The 19411-nt window shown below is 31.7% G+C and carries 22 protein-coding genes; 18 read left to right on the forward strand and 4 right to left on the reverse strand.

All coding sequences use genetic code 11. The features are described from left to right. Positions 1–58: 58 nt before the first annotated feature. The 4 genes from LQ677_RS05415 (at position 59) to LQ677_RS05430 (ending at position 2574) form a co-directional block, all read left to right on the forward strand. On the forward strand, positions 59–838 hold the full coding sequence (locus LQ677_RS05415; RefSeq protein ID WP_159316322.1) for an ABC transporter ATP-binding protein: 780 nt from the start codon (positions 59–61) through the stop codon (positions 836–838). A 76-nt stretch (positions 839–914) separates the two neighbouring features. Continuing rightward, entirely contained in the window at positions 915–1769 is an 855-nt protein-coding gene (locus LQ677_RS05420; protein WP_239748152.1) for a Cof-type HAD-IIB family hydrolase, read from the forward strand. A 141-nt stretch (positions 1770–1910) separates the two neighbouring features. Further along, a complete protein-coding gene (locus LQ677_RS05425; RefSeq protein WP_239748153.1) occupies positions 1911–2108 on the forward strand; it encodes an HAD family hydrolase in 198 nt (65 codons plus the stop codon). Between the two features lie 64 nt (positions 2109–2172). Further along, positions 2173–2574 (forward strand): HAD-IA family hydrolase, encoded by a 402-nt coding sequence (locus tag LQ677_RS05430; RefSeq protein WP_239748154.1) that lies wholly within the window; start codon positions 2173–2175, stop codon positions 2572–2574. 57 nt (positions 2575–2631) lie between these two features. Here the strand turns inward: LQ677_RS05430 and LQ677_RS05435 are convergent, their stop codons facing one another. Further along, entirely contained in the window at positions 2632–3582 is a 951-nt protein-coding gene (locus LQ677_RS05435; protein WP_037590029.1) for a hypothetical protein, read from the reverse strand. A gap of 178 nt (positions 3583–3760) precedes the next feature. Here LQ677_RS05435 and LQ677_RS05440 point away from each other — a divergent pair, with 178 nt between their 5' ends. The 4 genes from LQ677_RS05440 (at position 3761) to LQ677_RS05455 (ending at position 6683) form a co-directional block, all read left to right on the forward strand. Then, on the forward strand, positions 3761–4294 hold the full coding sequence (locus LQ677_RS05440) for a CHAP domain-containing protein (protein WP_037590028.1): 534 nt from the start codon (positions 3761–3763) through the stop codon (positions 4292–4294). 14 nt (positions 4295–4308) lie between these two features. Beyond that, on the forward strand, positions 4309–4956 hold the full coding sequence (locus tag LQ677_RS05445; RefSeq protein WP_037590026.1) for an SDR family oxidoreductase: 648 nt from the start codon (positions 4309–4311) through the stop codon (positions 4954–4956). Between the two features lie 18 nt (positions 4957–4974). Continuing rightward, the gene (locus tag LQ677_RS05450; RefSeq protein ID WP_159316325.1) at positions 4975–5709 is read left to right on the forward strand and encodes a metallophosphoesterase family protein; all 735 of its coding nucleotides are present in this window, start codon (positions 4975–4977) and stop codon (positions 5707–5709) included. 92 nt (positions 5710–5801) lie between these two features. Further along, positions 5802–6683, forward strand: coding sequence for a nuclease-related domain-containing protein (locus LQ677_RS05455; RefSeq protein WP_239748155.1), 882 nt, complete (start codon positions 5802–5804; stop codon positions 6681–6683). A 409-nt stretch (positions 6684–7092) separates the two neighbouring features. Here the strand turns inward: LQ677_RS05455 and LQ677_RS05460 are convergent, their stop codons facing one another. After that, a complete protein-coding gene (locus LQ677_RS05460) occupies positions 7093–8037 on the reverse strand; it encodes a cation diffusion facilitator family transporter (protein ID WP_191836087.1) in 945 nt (314 codons plus the stop codon). A 19-nt stretch (positions 8038–8056) separates the two neighbouring features. Further along, positions 8057–8356 (reverse strand): ArsR/SmtB family transcription factor, encoded by a 300-nt coding sequence (locus LQ677_RS05465; protein ID WP_025907403.1) that lies wholly within the window; start codon positions 8354–8356, stop codon positions 8057–8059. A gap of 137 nt (positions 8357–8493) precedes the next feature. Here LQ677_RS05465 and LQ677_RS05470 point away from each other — a divergent pair, with 137 nt between their 5' ends. The 5 genes from LQ677_RS05470 to LQ677_RS05490 all read left to right on the forward strand — a co-directional run bounded on the left by LQ677_RS05470 (position 8494) and on the right by LQ677_RS05490 (position 13187). Beyond that, on the forward strand, positions 8494–8808 hold the full coding sequence (locus LQ677_RS05470) for a CHY zinc finger protein (protein WP_025907402.1): 315 nt from the start codon (positions 8494–8496) through the stop codon (positions 8806–8808). Between the two features lie 117 nt (positions 8809–8925). After that, positions 8926–9423: a hypothetical protein gene (locus tag LQ677_RS05475; protein ID WP_037590018.1), complete on the forward strand. Its 498-nt coding sequence runs from the start codon at positions 8926–8928 to the stop codon at positions 9421–9423. Between the two features lie 73 nt (positions 9424–9496). Then, a complete protein-coding gene (locus tag LQ677_RS05480; protein WP_037590016.1) occupies positions 9497–10927 on the forward strand; it encodes an MDR family MFS transporter in 1431 nt (476 codons plus the stop codon). A 113-nt stretch (positions 10928–11040) separates the two neighbouring features. After that, the gene (locus LQ677_RS05485; RefSeq protein WP_239748156.1) at positions 11041–12105 is read left to right on the forward strand and encodes a YkvI family membrane protein; all 1065 of its coding nucleotides are present in this window, start codon (positions 11041–11043) and stop codon (positions 12103–12105) included. A 47-nt stretch (positions 12106–12152) separates the two neighbouring features. Further along, a complete protein-coding gene (locus LQ677_RS05490; protein WP_103362107.1) occupies positions 12153–13187 on the forward strand; it encodes an alpha/beta hydrolase in 1035 nt (344 codons plus the stop codon). Positions 13188–13232: 45 nt separating this feature from the next. On the opposite strand, the gene LQ677_RS05495 is transcribed toward LQ677_RS05490, so the two are convergent. After that, on the reverse strand, positions 13233–13736 hold the full coding sequence (locus tag LQ677_RS05495) for a GNAT family N-acetyltransferase (protein WP_025907393.1): 504 nt from the start codon (positions 13734–13736) through the stop codon (positions 13233–13235). A gap of 118 nt (positions 13737–13854) precedes the next feature. On the opposite strand from LQ677_RS05495, the gene LQ677_RS05500 reads away from it, so the two are divergent. The 5 genes from LQ677_RS05500 to LQ677_RS05520 are packed head-to-tail and all read left to right on the forward strand — an operon-like array spanning position 13855 to position 19272. Then, the gene (locus LQ677_RS05500; RefSeq protein WP_191836090.1) at positions 13855–14781 is read left to right on the forward strand and encodes an NAD-dependent epimerase/dehydratase family protein; all 927 of its coding nucleotides are present in this window, start codon (positions 13855–13857) and stop codon (positions 14779–14781) included. A 9-nt stretch (positions 14782–14790) separates the two neighbouring features. Continuing rightward, positions 14791–15474, forward strand: coding sequence for a response regulator transcription factor (locus tag LQ677_RS05505; RefSeq protein WP_037590008.1), 684 nt, complete (start codon positions 14791–14793; stop codon positions 15472–15474). Position 15475: 1 nt separating this feature from the next. Continuing rightward, entirely contained in the window at positions 15476–16537 is a 1062-nt protein-coding gene (locus tag LQ677_RS05510; protein WP_239748157.1) for a sensor histidine kinase, read from the forward strand. A 49-nt stretch (positions 16538–16586) separates the two neighbouring features. Next, positions 16587–17348 (forward strand): ABC transporter ATP-binding protein, encoded by a 762-nt coding sequence (locus tag LQ677_RS05515; protein ID WP_239748158.1) that lies wholly within the window; start codon positions 16587–16589, stop codon positions 17346–17348. Beyond that, entirely contained in the window at positions 17338–19272 is a 1935-nt protein-coding gene (locus LQ677_RS05520; RefSeq protein ID WP_159316329.1) for an ABC transporter permease, read from the forward strand. Before LQ677_RS05515 ends, LQ677_RS05520 begins: the two co-directional genes overlap by 11 nt. Positions 19273–19411: the final 139 nt, after the last annotated feature.

Genomic DNA, 19411 nt, shown 5'->3' on the forward strand with positions numbered 1-19411 from the left:
GTTGTTTCATGTACAATAAGTGAATATTCTAAATTCTTATATTAAAGGGGATGTAAGTATGCTTCTTGATTTGAAACATATTAATTGGATTAGAGAAGGCAAATACATATTAAAAGATATTTCTTGGGAAATAGTAGATGGAGAACATTGGGTCTTGTACGGATTAAATGGTGCTGGTAAATCTACTATTCTCGATATTATTAACGCATATACAGCTCCATCATCTGGTGAATTTGAAATACTAGATATGAAACAAGGAAGACCAGGTTATTCTGCTGATGCTATTAGAAGGCAAATAGGTTACGTTTCGTCATCTTTATTTAAGAAAATGAGACAACAGGACAATGCTTATACAACTGTTATTAGTGGTGCTTATGCGTCAATAGGTGTTTATGAAGAACCTACTGAAGAAATTAAAGAAAAAGCGAAACATATTTGTGAAACGCTAGGTATTACACATTATATAAATAGAAGGTTTGAAACGCTATCTCAAGGAGAACAAACGCGCGTATTAATAGGTAGAGCGTTAATGTCAGAACCGAGGTTGCTTATTCTTGATGAACCAACAAATGGATTAGACTTTGTAGCGCGTGAAGATCTGTTAGAAAGAATTGAGTATATCGGTCAAGATAGTAATGGACCAACGATTATTTATGTGACACATCATTTAGAAGAAGTCTTACCAATCTTTAAAAACATACTTTTATTGAAAAATGGAGAAGTATTCCAATCAGGTGATATTCATTCGCTATTAAATAGTGATAATATGAGTAACTTATTTGGCATTGATGTGGATGTAACATTTAAAAATAATAGACCAATTTTATCTAAAAAGTAATATAAATTTTAAAAAATTGCCTTTATGTTGTGAGCATGAAATAATAGACATTGATAAATGATATGGAGGATTCAACATGACGACTCAAGCAGTTTTTTTAGATATGGACGGGACAATTTTAAATGAAGACAACAGAGTAACGAATCATACAAATGATGTTATTCAAGAAGTTAGACAAAAAGGCATTAAAGTATTTATTGCGACAGGAAGAGCATATGATGAAATTCCATATTTAGTACCTGAGAATTTTGAAGTTGATGGTATTTTATCTTCAAATGGTGCAGTAGGATATATTAATGGAGAAGAAATATTTAAACACCAACTACCTATGGAAACAGTGCGTAAACTTGTTGATTTAGCAGAACAACATCAAATTTATTACGAGTTATTTCCATACTATAAAAATCGTATCGCCTTAAAACGTGATAAAACGTTATTACTTTCTGAAATCCAAACAGATGAATTGGGAGATGTAGAACGTAATGAATGGAAATCTCGACAAGAAGCTTTAAGTGAAAAAATCAATTGGGTTGATGAAATACCTGAAGATGCTTATTCTAAATTTTATTTCTTCAAAAAATACGAGTCAGAAATTAAAAAATGGGAAGAACTTATCGTACCTATGAAAGAAGAATTAGATATTTCAATCTCTCATTCAACAACTTGTAATTTAGAAACAATGCCAACGGGTGTTAATAAAGCAGCAGCTATTCAAGCGACTTTAGAGTATTTAGGTATCGCAGCGGATACTGAAACTTTTGCGATTGGTGATAGTGATAACGATAGACAAATGCTCGAATTTGTAGATAATCCAATTGTTATGAAAAATGCACCTGATCATATTAAAGCGTTAGGTAGTGAAGTTACGAGACGTACGAATGTAGAAAATGGCGTCGCTGACTTCTTAAGCCAAAAGTTTTTAATTAATTAAATCAATATATGAAACCATGTCCGATATAAGGTGACATGGTTTTATTTTATGAACAATAAGGTTGTTAGCAATATATTTTGTGTGATTGGTTTATATACATTTGGATATAATATAATGAATGATGTTTTTAGGGGTGATGAAATGATTAAAACAGTAGTATATGACTTATATGGCACGCTTTTTGATATAGATAGTGTGAGAGAAAAATGCGAAAAGTTATTTCCGGGAAATGGAGATAGAATTGCTAAAGCATGGCGATATAAACTAATTGAGTACACACATGTGAGACAATTAGTGGATGAATATAAACCATTTAGTAAAGTGATTCGTGATTCGTGATTCACTAGAGTACGTACTCAGTAGAAATGATTTTGATTACTCATTGAAAGAAATTAACGAATGTATGGCAGCATATAATCAGTTAACGCCATTTCCAGAAGTTACGCATACATTAAAAGAACTATCCGAAGTTGATCAAATCATATTTAGTAATGGTAATAAAGACATGATAGAACAAGTATTAGATTATTCAAATATCACGAGTTACTTTAAGTTTATCTTGTCTCTTGAAGCGTTTGGGGTGTATAAACCAGATTCTAATGGATATGCTTTGCTAGAAGAAAATATTCCATATAATAAAGATGAAGTACTATTTGTATCATCAAATAAATGGGATATTGTTGGTGCACAAAAGTTTGGATTTCAAACGGCATGGATTAATCGTAATTTTAGTGATTTTGAATATATAGAGGTAAAACCCGACTTTGAATTACAATCCTTATATAGTATTAAAGATTTATTATAAAAAAAGCGCTCAATCTTTTGAATGTAGATTGAGCGCTTAATATGTTATCAATTAGGATTACTGGTTATTTGGAGGGTAAAGTGCATTTTTATTTTTGTGATAGAAGTTCATCACACTTCCGTAAATGAAGTATGAAACAGCAAACATAAAGATAAAGTACACAATATATCCAAGTACCGCGAATATAACTTGTAATACTGCTGGCATAAATGAAACAACAACTGCAACTACGATACCAATAATAGCTAAAACAATATATGCAACAACAACATAGAGTAAGTTGCTGAATAATAATTTCCAAGCATTATTAGGACCTTTACTTGTAATATTCCAACCAATTGAGAATTTAGTGAAAGTTGGTAACGATCTTTGATCAATATGAACAAGTACTGTGTTCATAATAAATATCACTATATAATATAATGGAATAAACACTGCGAATAGAACTAAAATCATAAATAACATGATAATTACAAATGATATAGACATTGCGCCGAAAGCTTCACTTGAACCGCTTGGTTGCATAATAGCCATAGATGTTCCGAATATTGCAACGAATATTAGTTCAACAACTAATACGACAATATAAATCGCTATGTACATTGCAACACTAATCACACCTATAATAACTGTAAGTTTTAATGTTTTAACGTAGTTTCCTTTTCGTAAGAACATAAATAAATCACTAAAGTTTGGTCCAATACCTAAGTCTGTATCTTTATAGTATTTAATCATGCCATAAGCTAAAGGAATTAAAACAAAGATATATAAACCAAGTGTTAATAAAAAGCCGAGTACCATAGTGACAAAGAATATCGCTAGTCCTCCGCCAGAAGGTTCACCTGAAAAGTCTTGTGATGAAGCGAGTGAGACACCACCAATTAAGAATAATACACCCGGTATTAACATTATAAGAACCATAACGATTGATGCTAAAATAGAAAATAGAATAGTTTTTAAATGGAATCCCTGTCCATTTCTAAAGTAATCTAATTGGAACTTGAACATATGATTCACCTCTTGTCTTTTTGTATCATTAGGGTACCATAAAAAACTATGTAAATGTCATTTAATTGTCAAAAACTTTCTTGCATTTGCGAATTTTTCAAAAAAGTTATAAGCACTTTATTTGATATCCTACGTTTTAACTCATATATTTGAGGTACATTAGTTATAGGAGTGAGCTATGAAAAAGTTATTCCGCTTCATCGTTTACCTTGCAACGTGGGTCGCTATTATTACCATGGTTATGCTTTTTAAAAGCCAAGGTGGATTCGATTTATTGAATCATTATGTTGAAGACGTAAAGAAGCAGATGAAAGAAAAAGAAGTAGCGATTCGTACGGAACAAATTAAAAAAAATGATAAAACAGATGACCGTTCACTTGGTAATTACTATCAAGAAGGTCAATGTACATTTTATGTATTTGAAAAAAGATTGAAAATTGATAAAAAAATTAGTTCATCATGGGGTGACGCTAAACATTGGGATGACCGTGCAAAAGAAGAAGGCTATAAAGTGAACGGACAACCTAGTGAAGGCTCTATCTTACAAACAGATTATGGTGAACTAGGACACGTCGCAATAGTTGAAGAAGTAAAAAATGATGGTTCAATTGTTGTTTCTGATATGAACTATAAAAAGCCATATGAAGTGACTTCAAGGTTAATCACGCCAGATAGATTACACAACTATCGTTTTATACATGAAAAAATTTAAAGGAGTGTTTTATAATGAAGATTTTCGTAATAGGTGCTAATGGACAAATAGGAAGACATTTAGTTAAAGATTTAGTAGCAGAAGGCAATGAAGTTGTTGCAGGTATTAGAAAAAACAGTCAAGCAAGTTTCTTTGAAGACTTAGGTGCAACAACAGCACCACTAGATCTTGAATATGACGATATCAATGACATTTCTGAAAAAATAAAAGATGCAGATAAAGTTGTGTTTACAGCAGGTTCAGGTGGACATACCGGTGCAGACCAAACAATTATTATTGACTTAGACGGCGCAGTTAAATCTATTGAAGCAAGTAAAATAGCAGGTACGAAACATTTTGTACTCGTGTCTTCATTTGATACAAGAAGATCAGCTTTTGAAGGAGATTTAAAACCTTACACAATAGCTAAACACTATGCAGATGAACATTTAAGAAATGCTAATATACCATATACAATCGTTCACCCTGGTGCATTAACAAATGATGATGCTATAGGAACAGTTACATTAGCTGAAGAAGTAGAACGTGGTAAAATACCTCGTAAAGATGTAGCGACTGTCTTGGTTGAAGTATTAAACAATGATGAGAAAATTGGTCAAGAATTCCAAGTCGTTTCAGGAGATGTTGAAATTAAAGAAGCGGTTGATCAATTTAATCAATAATCATGAAGGAGTCTTATGATGGTTAAATTCGCAATTTTGACAGATATACATGGAAATATCGATGCATTAAACGCGGTACTTTCAGATATCGATAATCGAACGGATATAGATCACATTTATAACTTAGGTGATAATATTGGTGTTGGCCATTGTACAAACGAAGTTCTTGAAGCAGTTACAAGCAGAAAAGATATGACATACATTGCAGGTAATCATGACGAAGCGATTATGTCAGTCGTTAACAACGAACCATATCCAGAAAGTTTGAAAAGTAAGTTCTATGAACATCATCAATGGATAGTAGAACATTTAGACAGTAAATATTATACCTTTTTAAATGACCTTAAACGTGAAGTTACAAAAGAAATAGACGGTTTAAAATTTTATTTCACACATTATCGAATACTCGATGAAAATATGGATAAGCATATTAGTGAAGATCCATTTGAACCAATCGTAGATCCTTCGTTAGAACATGTACACGGACTATTTAACGGCGTAGATGCAGATTTTGTTACATTCGGACATAATCACGTGTTACATCACTTTGATGATATAGAAACAATATATTTTAATCCGGGGTCAGTAGGGTTAAATAACGGTGCATACGCAGTGTATGGCATAGTAGAAGTTAAAGATGGTGCCATAAACGTAGAAAGAGTCAAAGTACCTTATGATAATCAACCATTCTTAGAAGGATTCGATGATAAGAAAGTACCAGGCAAACAATTAATATTTGAGTCATTCATATAGAAGAAAACAGCCACAACATTGATGTTGTGGCTGATTTTTTTACTGAGATGGATTAAAATGGAAATGAATAAACTTATAAAGAAGGTGAACCATTGAAAAAGAACTATTATTCAGTGATTGAATCTCTTATAGGTAGAACATACATAAGTCCTCAAGATATTCAAAAATATGAAACATATAAAAAAGGAAAAGAAGGTGAAAGGAAGTTTTTGGAAATATTAAACTCTATTGATCAATTAGAGTTTATATATGATTTACAACTTCAGAGTACTCAAAATTATCAATTTGATTTTATAGTTATTACTGATAAGATTATCTATCAATTCGAAATCAAAAATTATTTTGGTAAATATGAATTTAATAATGGTAATTTGATTTGTGATAACGGCTTTGTAATTAAATATCCGTTAGCTCAATTAGATAGAAATGACTATATTCTAAATAAAGTACTTGATAAATTAGATATAGAAAGAACTATAAAAAGCTATATAATATTTATTAACGGAAATTTTAGTATGAAAGGTAAAATAGATGAAGAAACAATTATTTTACCAAACCAGTTAAATAAAGTAAGACATCTCCTTAAAAACAATAACTCTCCAAATAATTCTATAATAAAAACCACATTACAAAATCTCCATACACCTTTTGAAGATGATTATCATCAATATCCGAATTATGAATTCAACAAATTAAAACCTGGTATAAGATGTACACAATGTAACAATATAATAGATACACCACTGAAAAATAAAAAGAAAATAATCACTTGTTCTAACTGTTTTAATGAGATACCTAGAAAAGAACTTATTTTAAAAACTTTAGACGAATTAATGTATTTGAAAGGAGCACCATTCAATATGAAAGAAGCAAGGAAGTGGTGTAATGATGTACATAGAAATACACTTTCATATATTATGAAAGGACATTTTAAAATGATTACACAAGGAAATACTAAAGTATATTATAAGTAAGTTAATGCATATCATAAATTTGAGTTTGAATAGTGTGATGGGGTACTGAATCCAGGTATGGCGCACGAAGACTGAGAGATATCGTGCGCTAGGGTACAAAATAAGGGTGTGGCGCACGAAGACTGAAAGATATCGTGCGCTAAGGTACAAAATAAGGGTGTATCGCACGAAGACTGAAAGATATCGTGCGCTAGGGTACAAAATCGGGGTGTGGCGCACGAAGACTGAGAGATATCGTGCGCTTGGGTACAAAATCAAGGTGTATCGCACGAAGACTGAGAGATATCGTGCGCTAGGGTACAAAATCAAGGTGTATCGCACGAAGACTGAGAGAGATTCCTATACCAAATTATATAAAGTAAAAAAACTAGAACAAATTAGGTATATATACCTAAATGTTCTAGTTTTTCTAATGTACGTGTTCTGTTTGTTCCATGCAACAGAGTAGGGAACTGTCATGCTGATGATCTGGTGTTTCTAATTGTATTGTTGCGTGATGTATAGATTTATGAATTAGTTTATGATTGATTTCTTCTATTATACTGTCACATTCCTCCACAGTCTTATCTTTATCTACGACTGCATGGCAACTTAAGGCTGTTAAATCACTTGTAATGGACCATATATGCAAATCATGTACTTCTATAATATCTGGATGTGACTTGATTGTTTCTGAGATTTCATGAACATCGATATTTGATGGTGTGCCTTCCATCAGTACATTTAATGCAGACTTCGTAACACCATATCCGCTTCTAATAATTAATAGTGCCACAATAACACTTGCTATCGGGTCAGCTAATTTCCAACCGAATGCAATCATAATGAGTGCTGCTACGATTGCGCCAACTGAACCTAATAAATCTCCGAGTACATGAATGAAAGCACCACGCATATTTAAGTTGTCTTTCGTATCAGACCCTTTAAACATTAACCAAGCTATGAAAATATTCACAAGTAAACCGATTGTACTTATGATTAACATGCCTGTGGAAGCGACTTCTGGTGGATCTATAAATCTAGAAATAGCTTCATAAAAGATATATATACTAATAGCAATTAACAAGACACCATTAATTAAAGCTGCTAAAATTTCAAATCTCTTGTAGCCATATGTCTTATTCTTATTGGCAACACGTTCACCAAATTTAAATGCCATTAATGCAATAAAGAGTGAAATGGCATCGCTTAGCATATGTCCAGCATCTGATAGTAAAGCTAAACTATTTGTAATATATCCACCAATCACTTCAACTATCATAAATACAGCAATGATAATAAATGAAATGAGTAGTATCTTTTTATTGTTTGTATGAACATGGTTGTGGTCATGTCCATGATGTTCATGTCCCATGAAAACACCTCCTAAATTGTTAATGTTTGGCATGCTCGATAGCTTGTTTTAATAATAAGATAACGTGATCATCATCGATTGAGTAATAAATACTTTTACCTTCACGTTCAAATTTAACAAGCCTAAGATTCTTTAAAAATCTTAATTGGTGCGATACGGAAGATTGACTTAGTGAAAGTGTTTCAGCTATACAACCTACAGAATGTCGACCGGTACATAATAAATGTAATATCTTTACGCGAGTTGGATCGCTTAATGCTTTAAAAGTTTGTGATACAAGTAATAATGTTTCATCATCTAAAATAGTATTTGTAGTCATATTATTCTCCTAACATATGAATATATGTTCATATGTTAATCTTATTAAAATTTATGGTATCTGTCAAATCATTATAAATTGACAAAATAGCTATAATTGTGAGATGTTCACTTAAAGTAAATTTTTTGGAGGATACTATGGTGAAAATACATGGCTTAACTGTAGATAATGAATCTAGATGTGAACATTATCAAACGCCGCTAGATATCATCGCGATTAAATTTAAATGTTGTGATAAATTCTATCCTTGTTACAAGTGCCATAATGAATGTGAAAAGCATGACATTAAGAGATGGGATCAATCTGAATTTGATGAACACGCGATACTATGTGGCGTTTGTAAAGAAACGATGTCCATCAATGATTATATGTTAAAAGAGGTATGCCCAAATTGTGATGCTCGCTTTAATCACCGATGCAAGTATCATCATCATTTATATTTTAAAATTTAAGTTGGTTTTCTATTTTAAAGGTAATTTATTACAAAACATGTTATAATATTTTTGACTTTAAAAATTTAACATTGAAATGAATGTGAATGTTGCATAGAGAGAAAAGGAGGACATTGAATGAAGGATTTGATTAAAGGTCATATATTAAGTGGCGAATTTGATACTGCATATAGATTGATGTCCGAAGTGGATTTCTTAGAATTTGAAGAACACTTTATTTCAGCAGCTCACGAAGAAGAAAGTACGATGTTTTATACATTTATATTAGACTGTATTAAGAAGGAAGAAACGAGTGAACTTCATGACTTAGCATTCTTGTTACACGTTTATCCATATAGTGAACATGATGGCGCATTTCATTCAGCTTATTATCATGCTGAAAGATCAATGATTTTAACAGATCATAAAGAAGTTAAGAGTTTATTACAAATGCTTCTATTACATGCTATACCGGAACCTTTACTTTCTGACAAACAAGCTTTTGATATAAGTAAGCAAATACTTAAGATAGACCCTGAAAATAAAGTTGCTAGAAATATAATGAAAGAAACAGCTAAGAGAATGGACCAAGTTGTGGTAGATTTTTCACAACTATCCAAATCTCAAAATGCATAAACCTAGTCTTTTGACTAGGTTTATTTTTTATGTCATTATAGACAAGTTACAAAATAAAATTTAGGAGAAAAAAATGGAGAATCAGTTTAAAAGAAAAATAATTATGATTGTCTTTTTAGTTGGTACATTTTTCATGATTTTAAATGAAACGCTCTTAAATATTGCATTAAAAGAATTAATGTCAGTATTTGATGTAGATGCACCAACTGTCCAATGGATGGCAACTGGTTTCATGTTAGTAATGGGTGTACTAACACCATTGTCAGCAGTGGTAAATCAATGGTTTACAACGAGACGGTTATTTTTAGGGTTAGTAACAATATTTTCTATCGGGACTTTAACTGCCGGGTTAGCCGTTAACTTCCCAATGTTATTAGTAGGTAGAATGATTCAAGCAGCTGGAACGGGACTTATGATTCCAACTGTCATGAATGCAATGCTCATGCTATACAATGAGAGCGAACGCGGGAAAATTATGGGTCAATTCGGATTAGTCATTATGTTTGCACCTGCATTAGGACCAACGTTATCAGGTGTTATTGTTGATTATTTAGGATGGAGATGGTTATTTTTAATCGTTATCCCATTCATGCTATTTACATTTATATTCGCATATAGATATTTACAAAATGTTGGTGAAATTACGAGACCGAAAATTGATGTCTTCTCAATCATTTTATCAACAATTGGTATTGCAACTATTATATATAGTGTTTCATCGGTAAGTACTACTGAAGGTGGCTTCTCAAGCCCTTCAATTTACATCACGCTTATCATTGGTGTTATTGCGATGATACTATTTGTCTTTAGACAACTTAAATTAGAAGAACCTTTATTAGATTTGAAAGTATTTAAATACCATAACTATACAAAGGGTGTTATTATTTTCGTTGTTGTAATTATGACAATGTTTGCTTCTGAAATTGTGATGCCTATGTACTTGCAAGGTCCAATGGGATTCAGTGCTAAAGTTGCTGGATTGATCTTATTACCAGGTGCTTTATTAAATGGTTTCTTATCACCATTTATGGGTGCCATATTTGATAAAGTTGGTCCAAGAAAACTAGTTGTACCAGGGTTAATTGTGCTGTTATGTGTTTCAATATTTTATTCAACCATTCATCCGGGTATTTCAGTTTGGATATTTGTTATTGTATATATTATTTTAATGATTAGTATTTCTGCAGTATTGATGCCGGCTAATACAAACGCATTAAACGCTTTACCAAAAGAAATGTATCCACATGGTACAGCTGTATCCAATATGTTACAGCCAATAGGTGGCGCATTAGGGATTGCGATTTTTGTAAGTATTATGAACGGTGGACAAAGAGCCGCATTAGAAGGTATTAAGAATCCTACAGTTGATCAAATCAATCATGCTATGACGCAAGGTATTCATCAGTCATACTGGTTTGGTATTGTATTACTCGCTTTAGTAATCATTGTCGGATTGACAGTTACAAGAGCGAATTATAGTCAATCAATTAAAGAAAATTCATAAATATATATGAAAAAGAGCAGGACTTTTATAGTCTTGCTCTTAATTTTTGGAATACTTTCGTGAATAGTGGGTATACATCATTATGTTGAACAAAATTATGAGGAGGAAAGTTTGTGTCAAATTTGAAAGAAGCAACAAAAATAGGGTTTGCTTATGTGGGGGTCGTTGTAGGTGCAGGGTTCTCGACAGGGCAAGAGGTAATGAAATTCTTTACCCACTATGGTTTATACGGGTATATAGGAGTTATTATATCTGGTATAATGTTGGCGTTTTTTGGTAGACAAGTAGCTAAGATTGGTACGGCACTCGATGCAGATGATCATAGCTCAACGATTAACTATTTATTTGGTAAAGCAGGTATCGTTATAGATTATGTATTAATATTTTTCTTATTTGGTATATCAGTAACGATGATAGCTGGTGCTGGATCAGCATTTAATGAAAGTTTTGGGGTGCCAACTTGGTTAGGTGCTTTAATTATGTGTATTTTTATTTATATCACGCTTTTATTAGACTTCGATAAAATAGTAAAAGCACTAGGTGTCGTCACACCATTTTTAATCATTGTCATATTAATAATAGCAGGTTACTTTTTTGTAAATGGTCAAGTAGGAATTTCTGAAATTAACGATACGGTTGAATCACCAAGTCTTTTCTGGGGAATTGTTCAAGGATTTATTTATGGTGGTTTAGCGTTCTCAGTAGGATTTAGTACATTAGTTGCCATTGGTGGCGATGCTGATAAACGTCGTATTTCAGGATTAGGTGGCATTATCGGCGGTGTGATATATTTAATATTATTAGCACTTATCAATGCTGGATTATTAGTTGAATATCCTAATATTAAAGATATTGAGATACCAACGTTAGAACTCGCTAGAACAATTTCACCTATTATTGGATTTGCATTATCAGTAATTATGCTTATGGTTATGTACAACACGATTTTAGGACTTATGTACTCATTTACAGCAAGGTTTACTGTACCATTTTCTAAAAAATACGTTGTATTACTGACGATATCTATGGTAATCGCTTATGGCTTAAGCTTTGTAGGTTTCTCATCACTGATTGATAAATTATATCCAGCTATGGGTGTAATAGGTTTAGTGATTTGTGCTGCCATTGTTGTTAAATATGTTAGTCGTAAAAGTGATAACAAAAAACATATCGCATAAAATAATTGAATATGTTAAACTATCTTCTTACATGAGGAAGTGAACATATGAAAAGAAAAAAACGACGATTGTTTATTTTGATTGTAGCGATTATCGTTGTTGTAAGTGGATTTTACGGTTATAACAAATATCAGGAACATAAAGAAAGGGAAGCACAATTACAAGCTCAAAGAGCCAATCAATTATTACTAAACAATAAGAAAGTAAAATTGATACGTGATGTATCTTATGGTCATAGTGCACCAAATAGTCAAATGGATATTATTATGCCTTCAAGAATGAAAAAAGGTGAGAAACTGCCAGTCATATTTTGGACGCATGGTGGTGGTTTTATAGCGGGAGACAAAAGACATAAGAATCCATACTTAGCACAAATTGCTGAAAAAGGATATATCATCGTAAATGTAAATTATGCTTTAGCACCTGATTACCAATATCCGACACCAATACAGCAATTAGATCAAGCAACTAAATATACATTAAAACATAGAAATAAATTTAATATCGACTATAAACAAATTATATATGGCGGAGATTCTGCAGGTGCACAAATTGCCAGTCAATATGTGGCTTTACAAACAAATGATAAATTGCAACAGCAAATGCGTATGAAGCCAAGTATTAAAAAAGATTATTTAAAAGCTGCCATTCTTTTTGGTGGGTTATATAATATGCAAACAGTGAGATCTACAGAATTTCCAAGAATTGATTTATTTATGACAAGTTATACGGGTACTAAAGAATGGGAAAAGAACTTTGCGAGAATTAATCAACTATCTACCGTTGATCAAGTGACAAAAGAGTATCCACCTACATTTTTAACAGTGGGAGATGCTGACCCATTTGATCCACAAAATAGAGAGTTTGATGAAGTCCTTAAAAAGCAAGGTGTTCAAACGACTACAACATTCTTTGATGGTACGCACGGCTTACGTCATCAATATCAATTCCATATGAACTTGAAAGAATCTAAGAAGAATTATAATAACGTCATGATGTTTCTAGGGGCTAATACGAAACAGTCTCCATATGAAAACAATGCGAATCAAGATTCTGAAACAGTGATTAAAAAAGATAAATAATAAAAAAGGCAAACTACGCGAAATACGTGATGAGTTTGCCTTTTTTTATAATAATTTTGCCATCATAAATTCATCGTAATATTTATCATTAAAATACAATGTTTGTTCTTTCTTTCCTTCTACTTTAAAACCGAATTTCTCGTATAATCGGTATGCTGGTTCGTTCTCCGTAACGACTGTTAACTCTAGTCTATGCAGTTGTCTTCTCACTGCCCAAGCTTCGGTTTCTTGAAGTAGTTTAAATCCAATTCCTTTATTTCTAAATGTCGGAAGTAGACCCATAGCAATTTTTGCGGCATGACGATTTCGATTCGTTTTGCCACCTTGGATCGTTACATAACCAATTAATGTATCATTTAATTCTGCAACAATGATTGTAGAGTTACTTGTCGTAATCATTTCTTCTAGAAATAAAGTTTGGTTTTGTATAGATATTTGATGTTCTCCTGGATTAAAGAGTAAATATTCGGATTGATTAATCACACTATCTAACAATTTATTAAAGTTTTCAACATCATTTATTCGAATTTCGCGTATGATTTCTTTCATAAAATGTCTCCTATTTCTATTTATAAATTACAATCAGTGGTATATTTATGGTAATTAAACAATAAGTTATAAATAGTATAACACATATGTAAAGTCCGAATATAAAGGAGTGCTTAAAATGAAAGCGAATGTACTCATCTCAGGTGGATCAGGGTATATAGGCAAGCATTTAATCAGTACATTAAAAGATGTCGGCAATCTATATACGATTACAAAGTATAAATCAGATATGATGATAGATGATGAAGTTACATGGAGAAAATGCGATATTTTTGTACTTAAAGATATGATTGAAGCTTTAAAAGGTATTGATATTGCAATTTATTATTTAGATCCAAACAAGAAATCAGCGAAGTTAACTCAAAGTACTGCACGTAATTTAAATATTATCGCGAGTCATAATATGGCAAAAGCATGTAAAGTCAATAATGTTAAAAAAATTATATACATTAAAGGTTCGCCTTTTGATATAGAAACGATGGAAATATTAAGTTCAACGGGAATTGAAGTTCAAGTGACAGAACAATCTATTAAGCGACCAGCTGTATCGATAGAATTACAGAAGTCTAAAATAGATGATGTTAGAAGTGTTGATAGAATGCCCATTCCTTATAAATGGGATTTAGAAGATGTTGTGAAATACTATTTCCAATGGTTACAAGAAACAAGTGGCACGTTAGTGAGAACAGAATTAATTGGAGATATTTATTATGTTTATTTTCAACATCGCAGTAAACCATTATTAAAATTAAAAAGAGTACATCCAAATATTGACGAAGATATTATACAGTTCAAAGTTATCGGCGGTTCACTTACTGTAGATTTATATGAAGATAATGGCATGTTAGAATTTAGAAAGTTAAGATTAACAAATGAATTTATGGTTCATTTATTTAATTACGTACCGAGATTACCTTGGAGTATATATTATTTATCACAAGCTCCTATTCATAATGTAACGATGAAGGGGTTTGAAGTTGATTGTAGAATTAAAGATTTTCAACTACGCAGTATAGCAGGCGAAGTTAAAAAATATACAAAGTAGAGGGATAGTATGGAATTACTAATAATTGAAGATGATGAAACTTTATTTAATGCTATGAAGCAACAACTAGAGAAATGGGATTGGTCAGTACATGGCATAAATGATTTTGGTGCAGTGTTTGAAGAATATAAAGCATTGCAACCAGACATGGTCATTATAGATATACAGTTACCTCAATATGATGGATTCTATTGGTGTCGTGCGATTAGAAAACAGTCTAATATACCGATCGTATTCTTATCATCAAGGGACCACCCGATGGACCAAGTCATGAGTATGGAACTAGGTGCGGATGACTTTATACAGAAACCATTTCACACAGAAGTGCTAGTTGCCAAACTTCAAGCAATTTATAGAAGGGTTTATCAATATAATAAAGATGAGCCTAGAATTAAGTTATGGCATAAAGCACGCGTTGATTATGGTAAACATATTATTGAAAAGAACGATATTGAAATTTCGTTAACTAAAAATGAAATGTTTATTTTAGAAATTCTGTTGAATCATAAGAATGAAATCGTGAGTAGAGATACGATTATTACTGCTTTATGGGATGATGAACAATTTGTGAGTGACAATACATTAACTGTTAATGTTAATCGCCTAAGAAAGAAACTTACTGAAATTGGCTTCAATGATTTAATTGAAACGAAAGTAGGTAAAGGCTATATTGCGCACGAGCCGGAGGGATAAAATGATCAAATCGTTTCTGAAAGAAAGATGGATTTGGATATTACTGTTTATAATCATGCAAGTTACTATACTGCTTACGAGCTGGTTAGATGTTGCCTTTTCTTTTAAAAGCGCTTTGTACTTAATAGGTATAAATTTGATTATTTTTATCGTGTTTATATGGTTGATTTACACGCGAGAAACAAGATTTTATAGTGCATTAAAAAATGATATACCGATTAAAGAAATTGAACATAAAGAATTGAATCAATCAACATATGAAAAGATCGTTTTTGATTATATTCAACTTTATGATGAACGTACGAGACGTACCATTCATAACCAAAATAAAGAAATACAAGCGACTAAAAATGATTTGCTAGATTGGATACATGAAGTTAAAACACCCATCACAGCAATGAAATTATTATTAGACCAAATTGAAGAACAAGATTTAAAAAAGAATTTATTATATGAGTGGAGCAGAATCGACTACTTACTGGATCAGCAACTTTATATTAGACGTTTAAGCTCTAAAAGTAATGATTTTTATTTTGGACATTATGCTTTAAAAGAGATGGTTATAAAAGAAATTCAACATGCACGTAATATTAGCATGGCTAAAGGCATAGGGTATGATATACAAATTGAAGATGAAAAAGTTTATACAGATGAGAAATGGTGTCGTACAGTCATTAGACAACTTATAAGTAATGCTCTGAAATATACGGAGAATAAAGATATTATCATTTCAACTTATGAACAGCATGGTCAAACATACTTGAAAATTCAAGATTTTGGGAGAGGTATAAAAGCGCGAGACTTACCACGTATTTTTGAAAGAGGCTTTACTTCAACGACAAATAGACGTGAGTCAACAGCCACAGGAATGGGGCTTTATTTAGTTAAAGAAATTACTGAAGGACTAAGTATTAAAGTCAATGTGAAATCTACTTATGGTGAAGGAACGACAGTATTGCTTATTTTCCCACAACCAAATGATTTAACAACGGTAGAACAATCAAGTGACAAAAATGTCACTTCAAACTTAAAAATGTACGATGAATCAAAGGAAGAATTGTAAAAAAGGCTATAAGATGGAATCATAAACAAATTACAAAGGAGTTTTGAATATGAGTATATTAAAAACTGAACAACTCGTTAAAGTTTATGGTTCTAAAAAAAATCAACAAGAAGTGTTGAAACAAATAGATATGACTGTTGAAAAAGGTGAATTCATTAGTATTATGGGGCCATCTGGATCAGGAAAGACGACACTGTTAAATGTATTAAGTTCCATTGATTATGCGACAACAAGGCAAATTGAAATTAATGGTCATCAACTACAGAACATGAACAATAGACAAATGTCTAATTTCAGAAAAAAAGAGCTGGGCTTTATATTCCAAGAGTATAATTTGCTTAATACGCTTACCGTGCAAGAAAATATCATGTTACCTTTAACCATTCAAAAAATTTCTAAAAAAGAAGCGCAAGTAAGATTTGAAGAAATTAGTAAGGCGTTAGGTATTTTAGATATACAAAATAAATATCCTAGTGAAATCTCTGGTGGTCAAAAGCAAAGAACATCAGCTGCAAGAGCGTTTATAGCACAACCATCTATTATATTTGCTGATGAACCAACAGGTGCATTAGATTCTAAATCTGCTTCAGATTTACTGAATAAATTAAATCAAATGAATCAAATGACACAATCAACAATTGTTATGGTTACACACGATTCATCAGCAGCAAGTTATTCAAACAGAGTCATCTTCTTGAAAGATGGAAAGATCTACTCTGAACTTTATAAAGGAGACGATGATAGAGAGACATTTTACAAAGAAATCATCAAAACACAAAGTGTGTTAGGTGGTGTTGTAAATGAGCTTTAATCAAATTGTTATTAAGAATTTAAGACGAAACATTCGACATTATAGTATGTATGTCTTTTCAATAACGATGAGTGTCATGCTCTTTTTCGGATTTGTCACGTTAAGGTTCTCTGAAGATTTAAATAGTGTTCAATCAGGTATTAGAGTTGGCGCAGCTATTAAAGTAGGCGTAACAATACTGACGATTATCATCGTTATATTTCTACTTTATGCCAACAAACTTTTTATTAAGAGAAGATCGAGAGAAATGGGATTATACCAATTAATTGGTATGACAAAGCGTGAAGTCTTTAAAATATTTGCTTTAGAAAATTTTGTATTATTCACATTAACAGCAGTGATTGGATCTATTCTAGGATTTTTCTCTTCTAAAATATTATTGATGATTTTATATAAAATCATCGGCGTCCAACAAGAAGCACATTTGAATTTTAGTATAGAAGCTTTTGTTCAAACGATTGTACTTATGATTGCGATTTATATCATTATCGCTTTTCAAAATGCAATATTTATAAATAGAAAGACAATTTTAGCACTTATGCATGAATACAATGCTACAGATACTAAAATTAAGAAAATTAAACTATATGAATTGATTTTTGGTGCAATTGGCATCGTCATGATTATAAGTGGTTATTATTTATCAAGTGTCATGTTCGATAATCTCAGTAATGCAGGAATGGCAACGTTATATATAAGAATGCTTACCATTTTATTCTTAACAATAGTGGGTGCATACTTGCTCTTTAGATGTTCAATCTCGTTAATATTTAATACCATTCGTAAATATAAAAAAGGCATGCTGAGTGTAACAGATGTTGTTTCAACTTCATCTATTATGCACAAAATGAAAACAAATGCTTTATCGCTGACAATTATCGCAATAGTGTCAGCTATGTCAGTCGGCCTACTAGCATTGAGTTACGTTCAATATTACAATGCCGAAGAAACAGCAAGAAGTACATCACCAGATGATTATATTTTTGTAAATAAAGATGCAAATCAACAATTTAAAAAAGCATTAGATGCTGAGCACATTCAATATAAAGAACGTAATTACAACGTGACACGTTATATTATTGATGATAGAAAAGTGCTTGAAGGTGCTAATGAAACTAGAGGAGTAGAACCGAATTCACCATCAACAGTTGCTAAAGCATCTGAATTTAAAGGTATAAAATTGAAAGACGATGAAGTAGCAGTTGTAGGATTCAATGATCTTCTTGATAGAGTCACTAATGTAAATGATGAAGAAAAAATGTCTTACAAAATGGGTAATCAAACACATCATCTTAAAGTGAAATCTATTAGTAAAGAAAATTATTTATCTTCAATGGTTTCTTATAATGCACCTGTTTATGTTGTGTCAGATCATACATTCGACCAAATGAAAAAACATGAAGCTAGAAATGACGACATGAATCAGCAATTTGGTGTGAACTTAACAAATGATAAAGATGTTAAGAAAGCAGAGCAAATCTTTGGAAAAGTACAAAGTAAAACCGAGTCATCTATGTCATATCATGAAATTTACAATGACTCTAAAAGTAGCCTAGGTGTTATGCTGTTTATTCTTGGATTCTTAGGTATCGCATTCTTACTATCTACTGGATGTATCATTTACATTAAGCAAATTGATGAAACGGAAGATGAAACATCAAACTACAATATCTTAAGAAAGTTAGGCTATACATCTAAAGATATGTCTAAAGGTATTGCACTAAAAATTGGCTTTAACTTTGCATTACCATTAATCATTGGATTATGTCACGGATATTTCGCGGCTAAATCAGCTTGGTTCTTTATGGGACAATCATTCTATACACCAGTGCTGATCGTTATGTCACTTTATTCATTAATCTATATTCTGTTTGCCTTCTTAGCATACATCCACTCTAAACGTGTGATTCAAAGAGTACTTTAAAAATTAAATATTTAAAATAAAGGCTAGTGCTTGTCATTAGCCTTTTTTTGTGTTATAAAATACCAATGTGAACTTTGTGTTTACGAAAAGTTTACAGACAAGATAAATTTTCAAAAATAAATTAATAAACTGTGGTCGA

The sequence above is a fragment of the Mammaliicoccus sp. Q-M61 genome (assembly GCF_022386055.1).
Lineage (GTDB): Bacteria > Bacillota > Bacilli > Staphylococcales > Staphylococcaceae > Mammaliicoccus > Mammaliicoccus sciuri_A.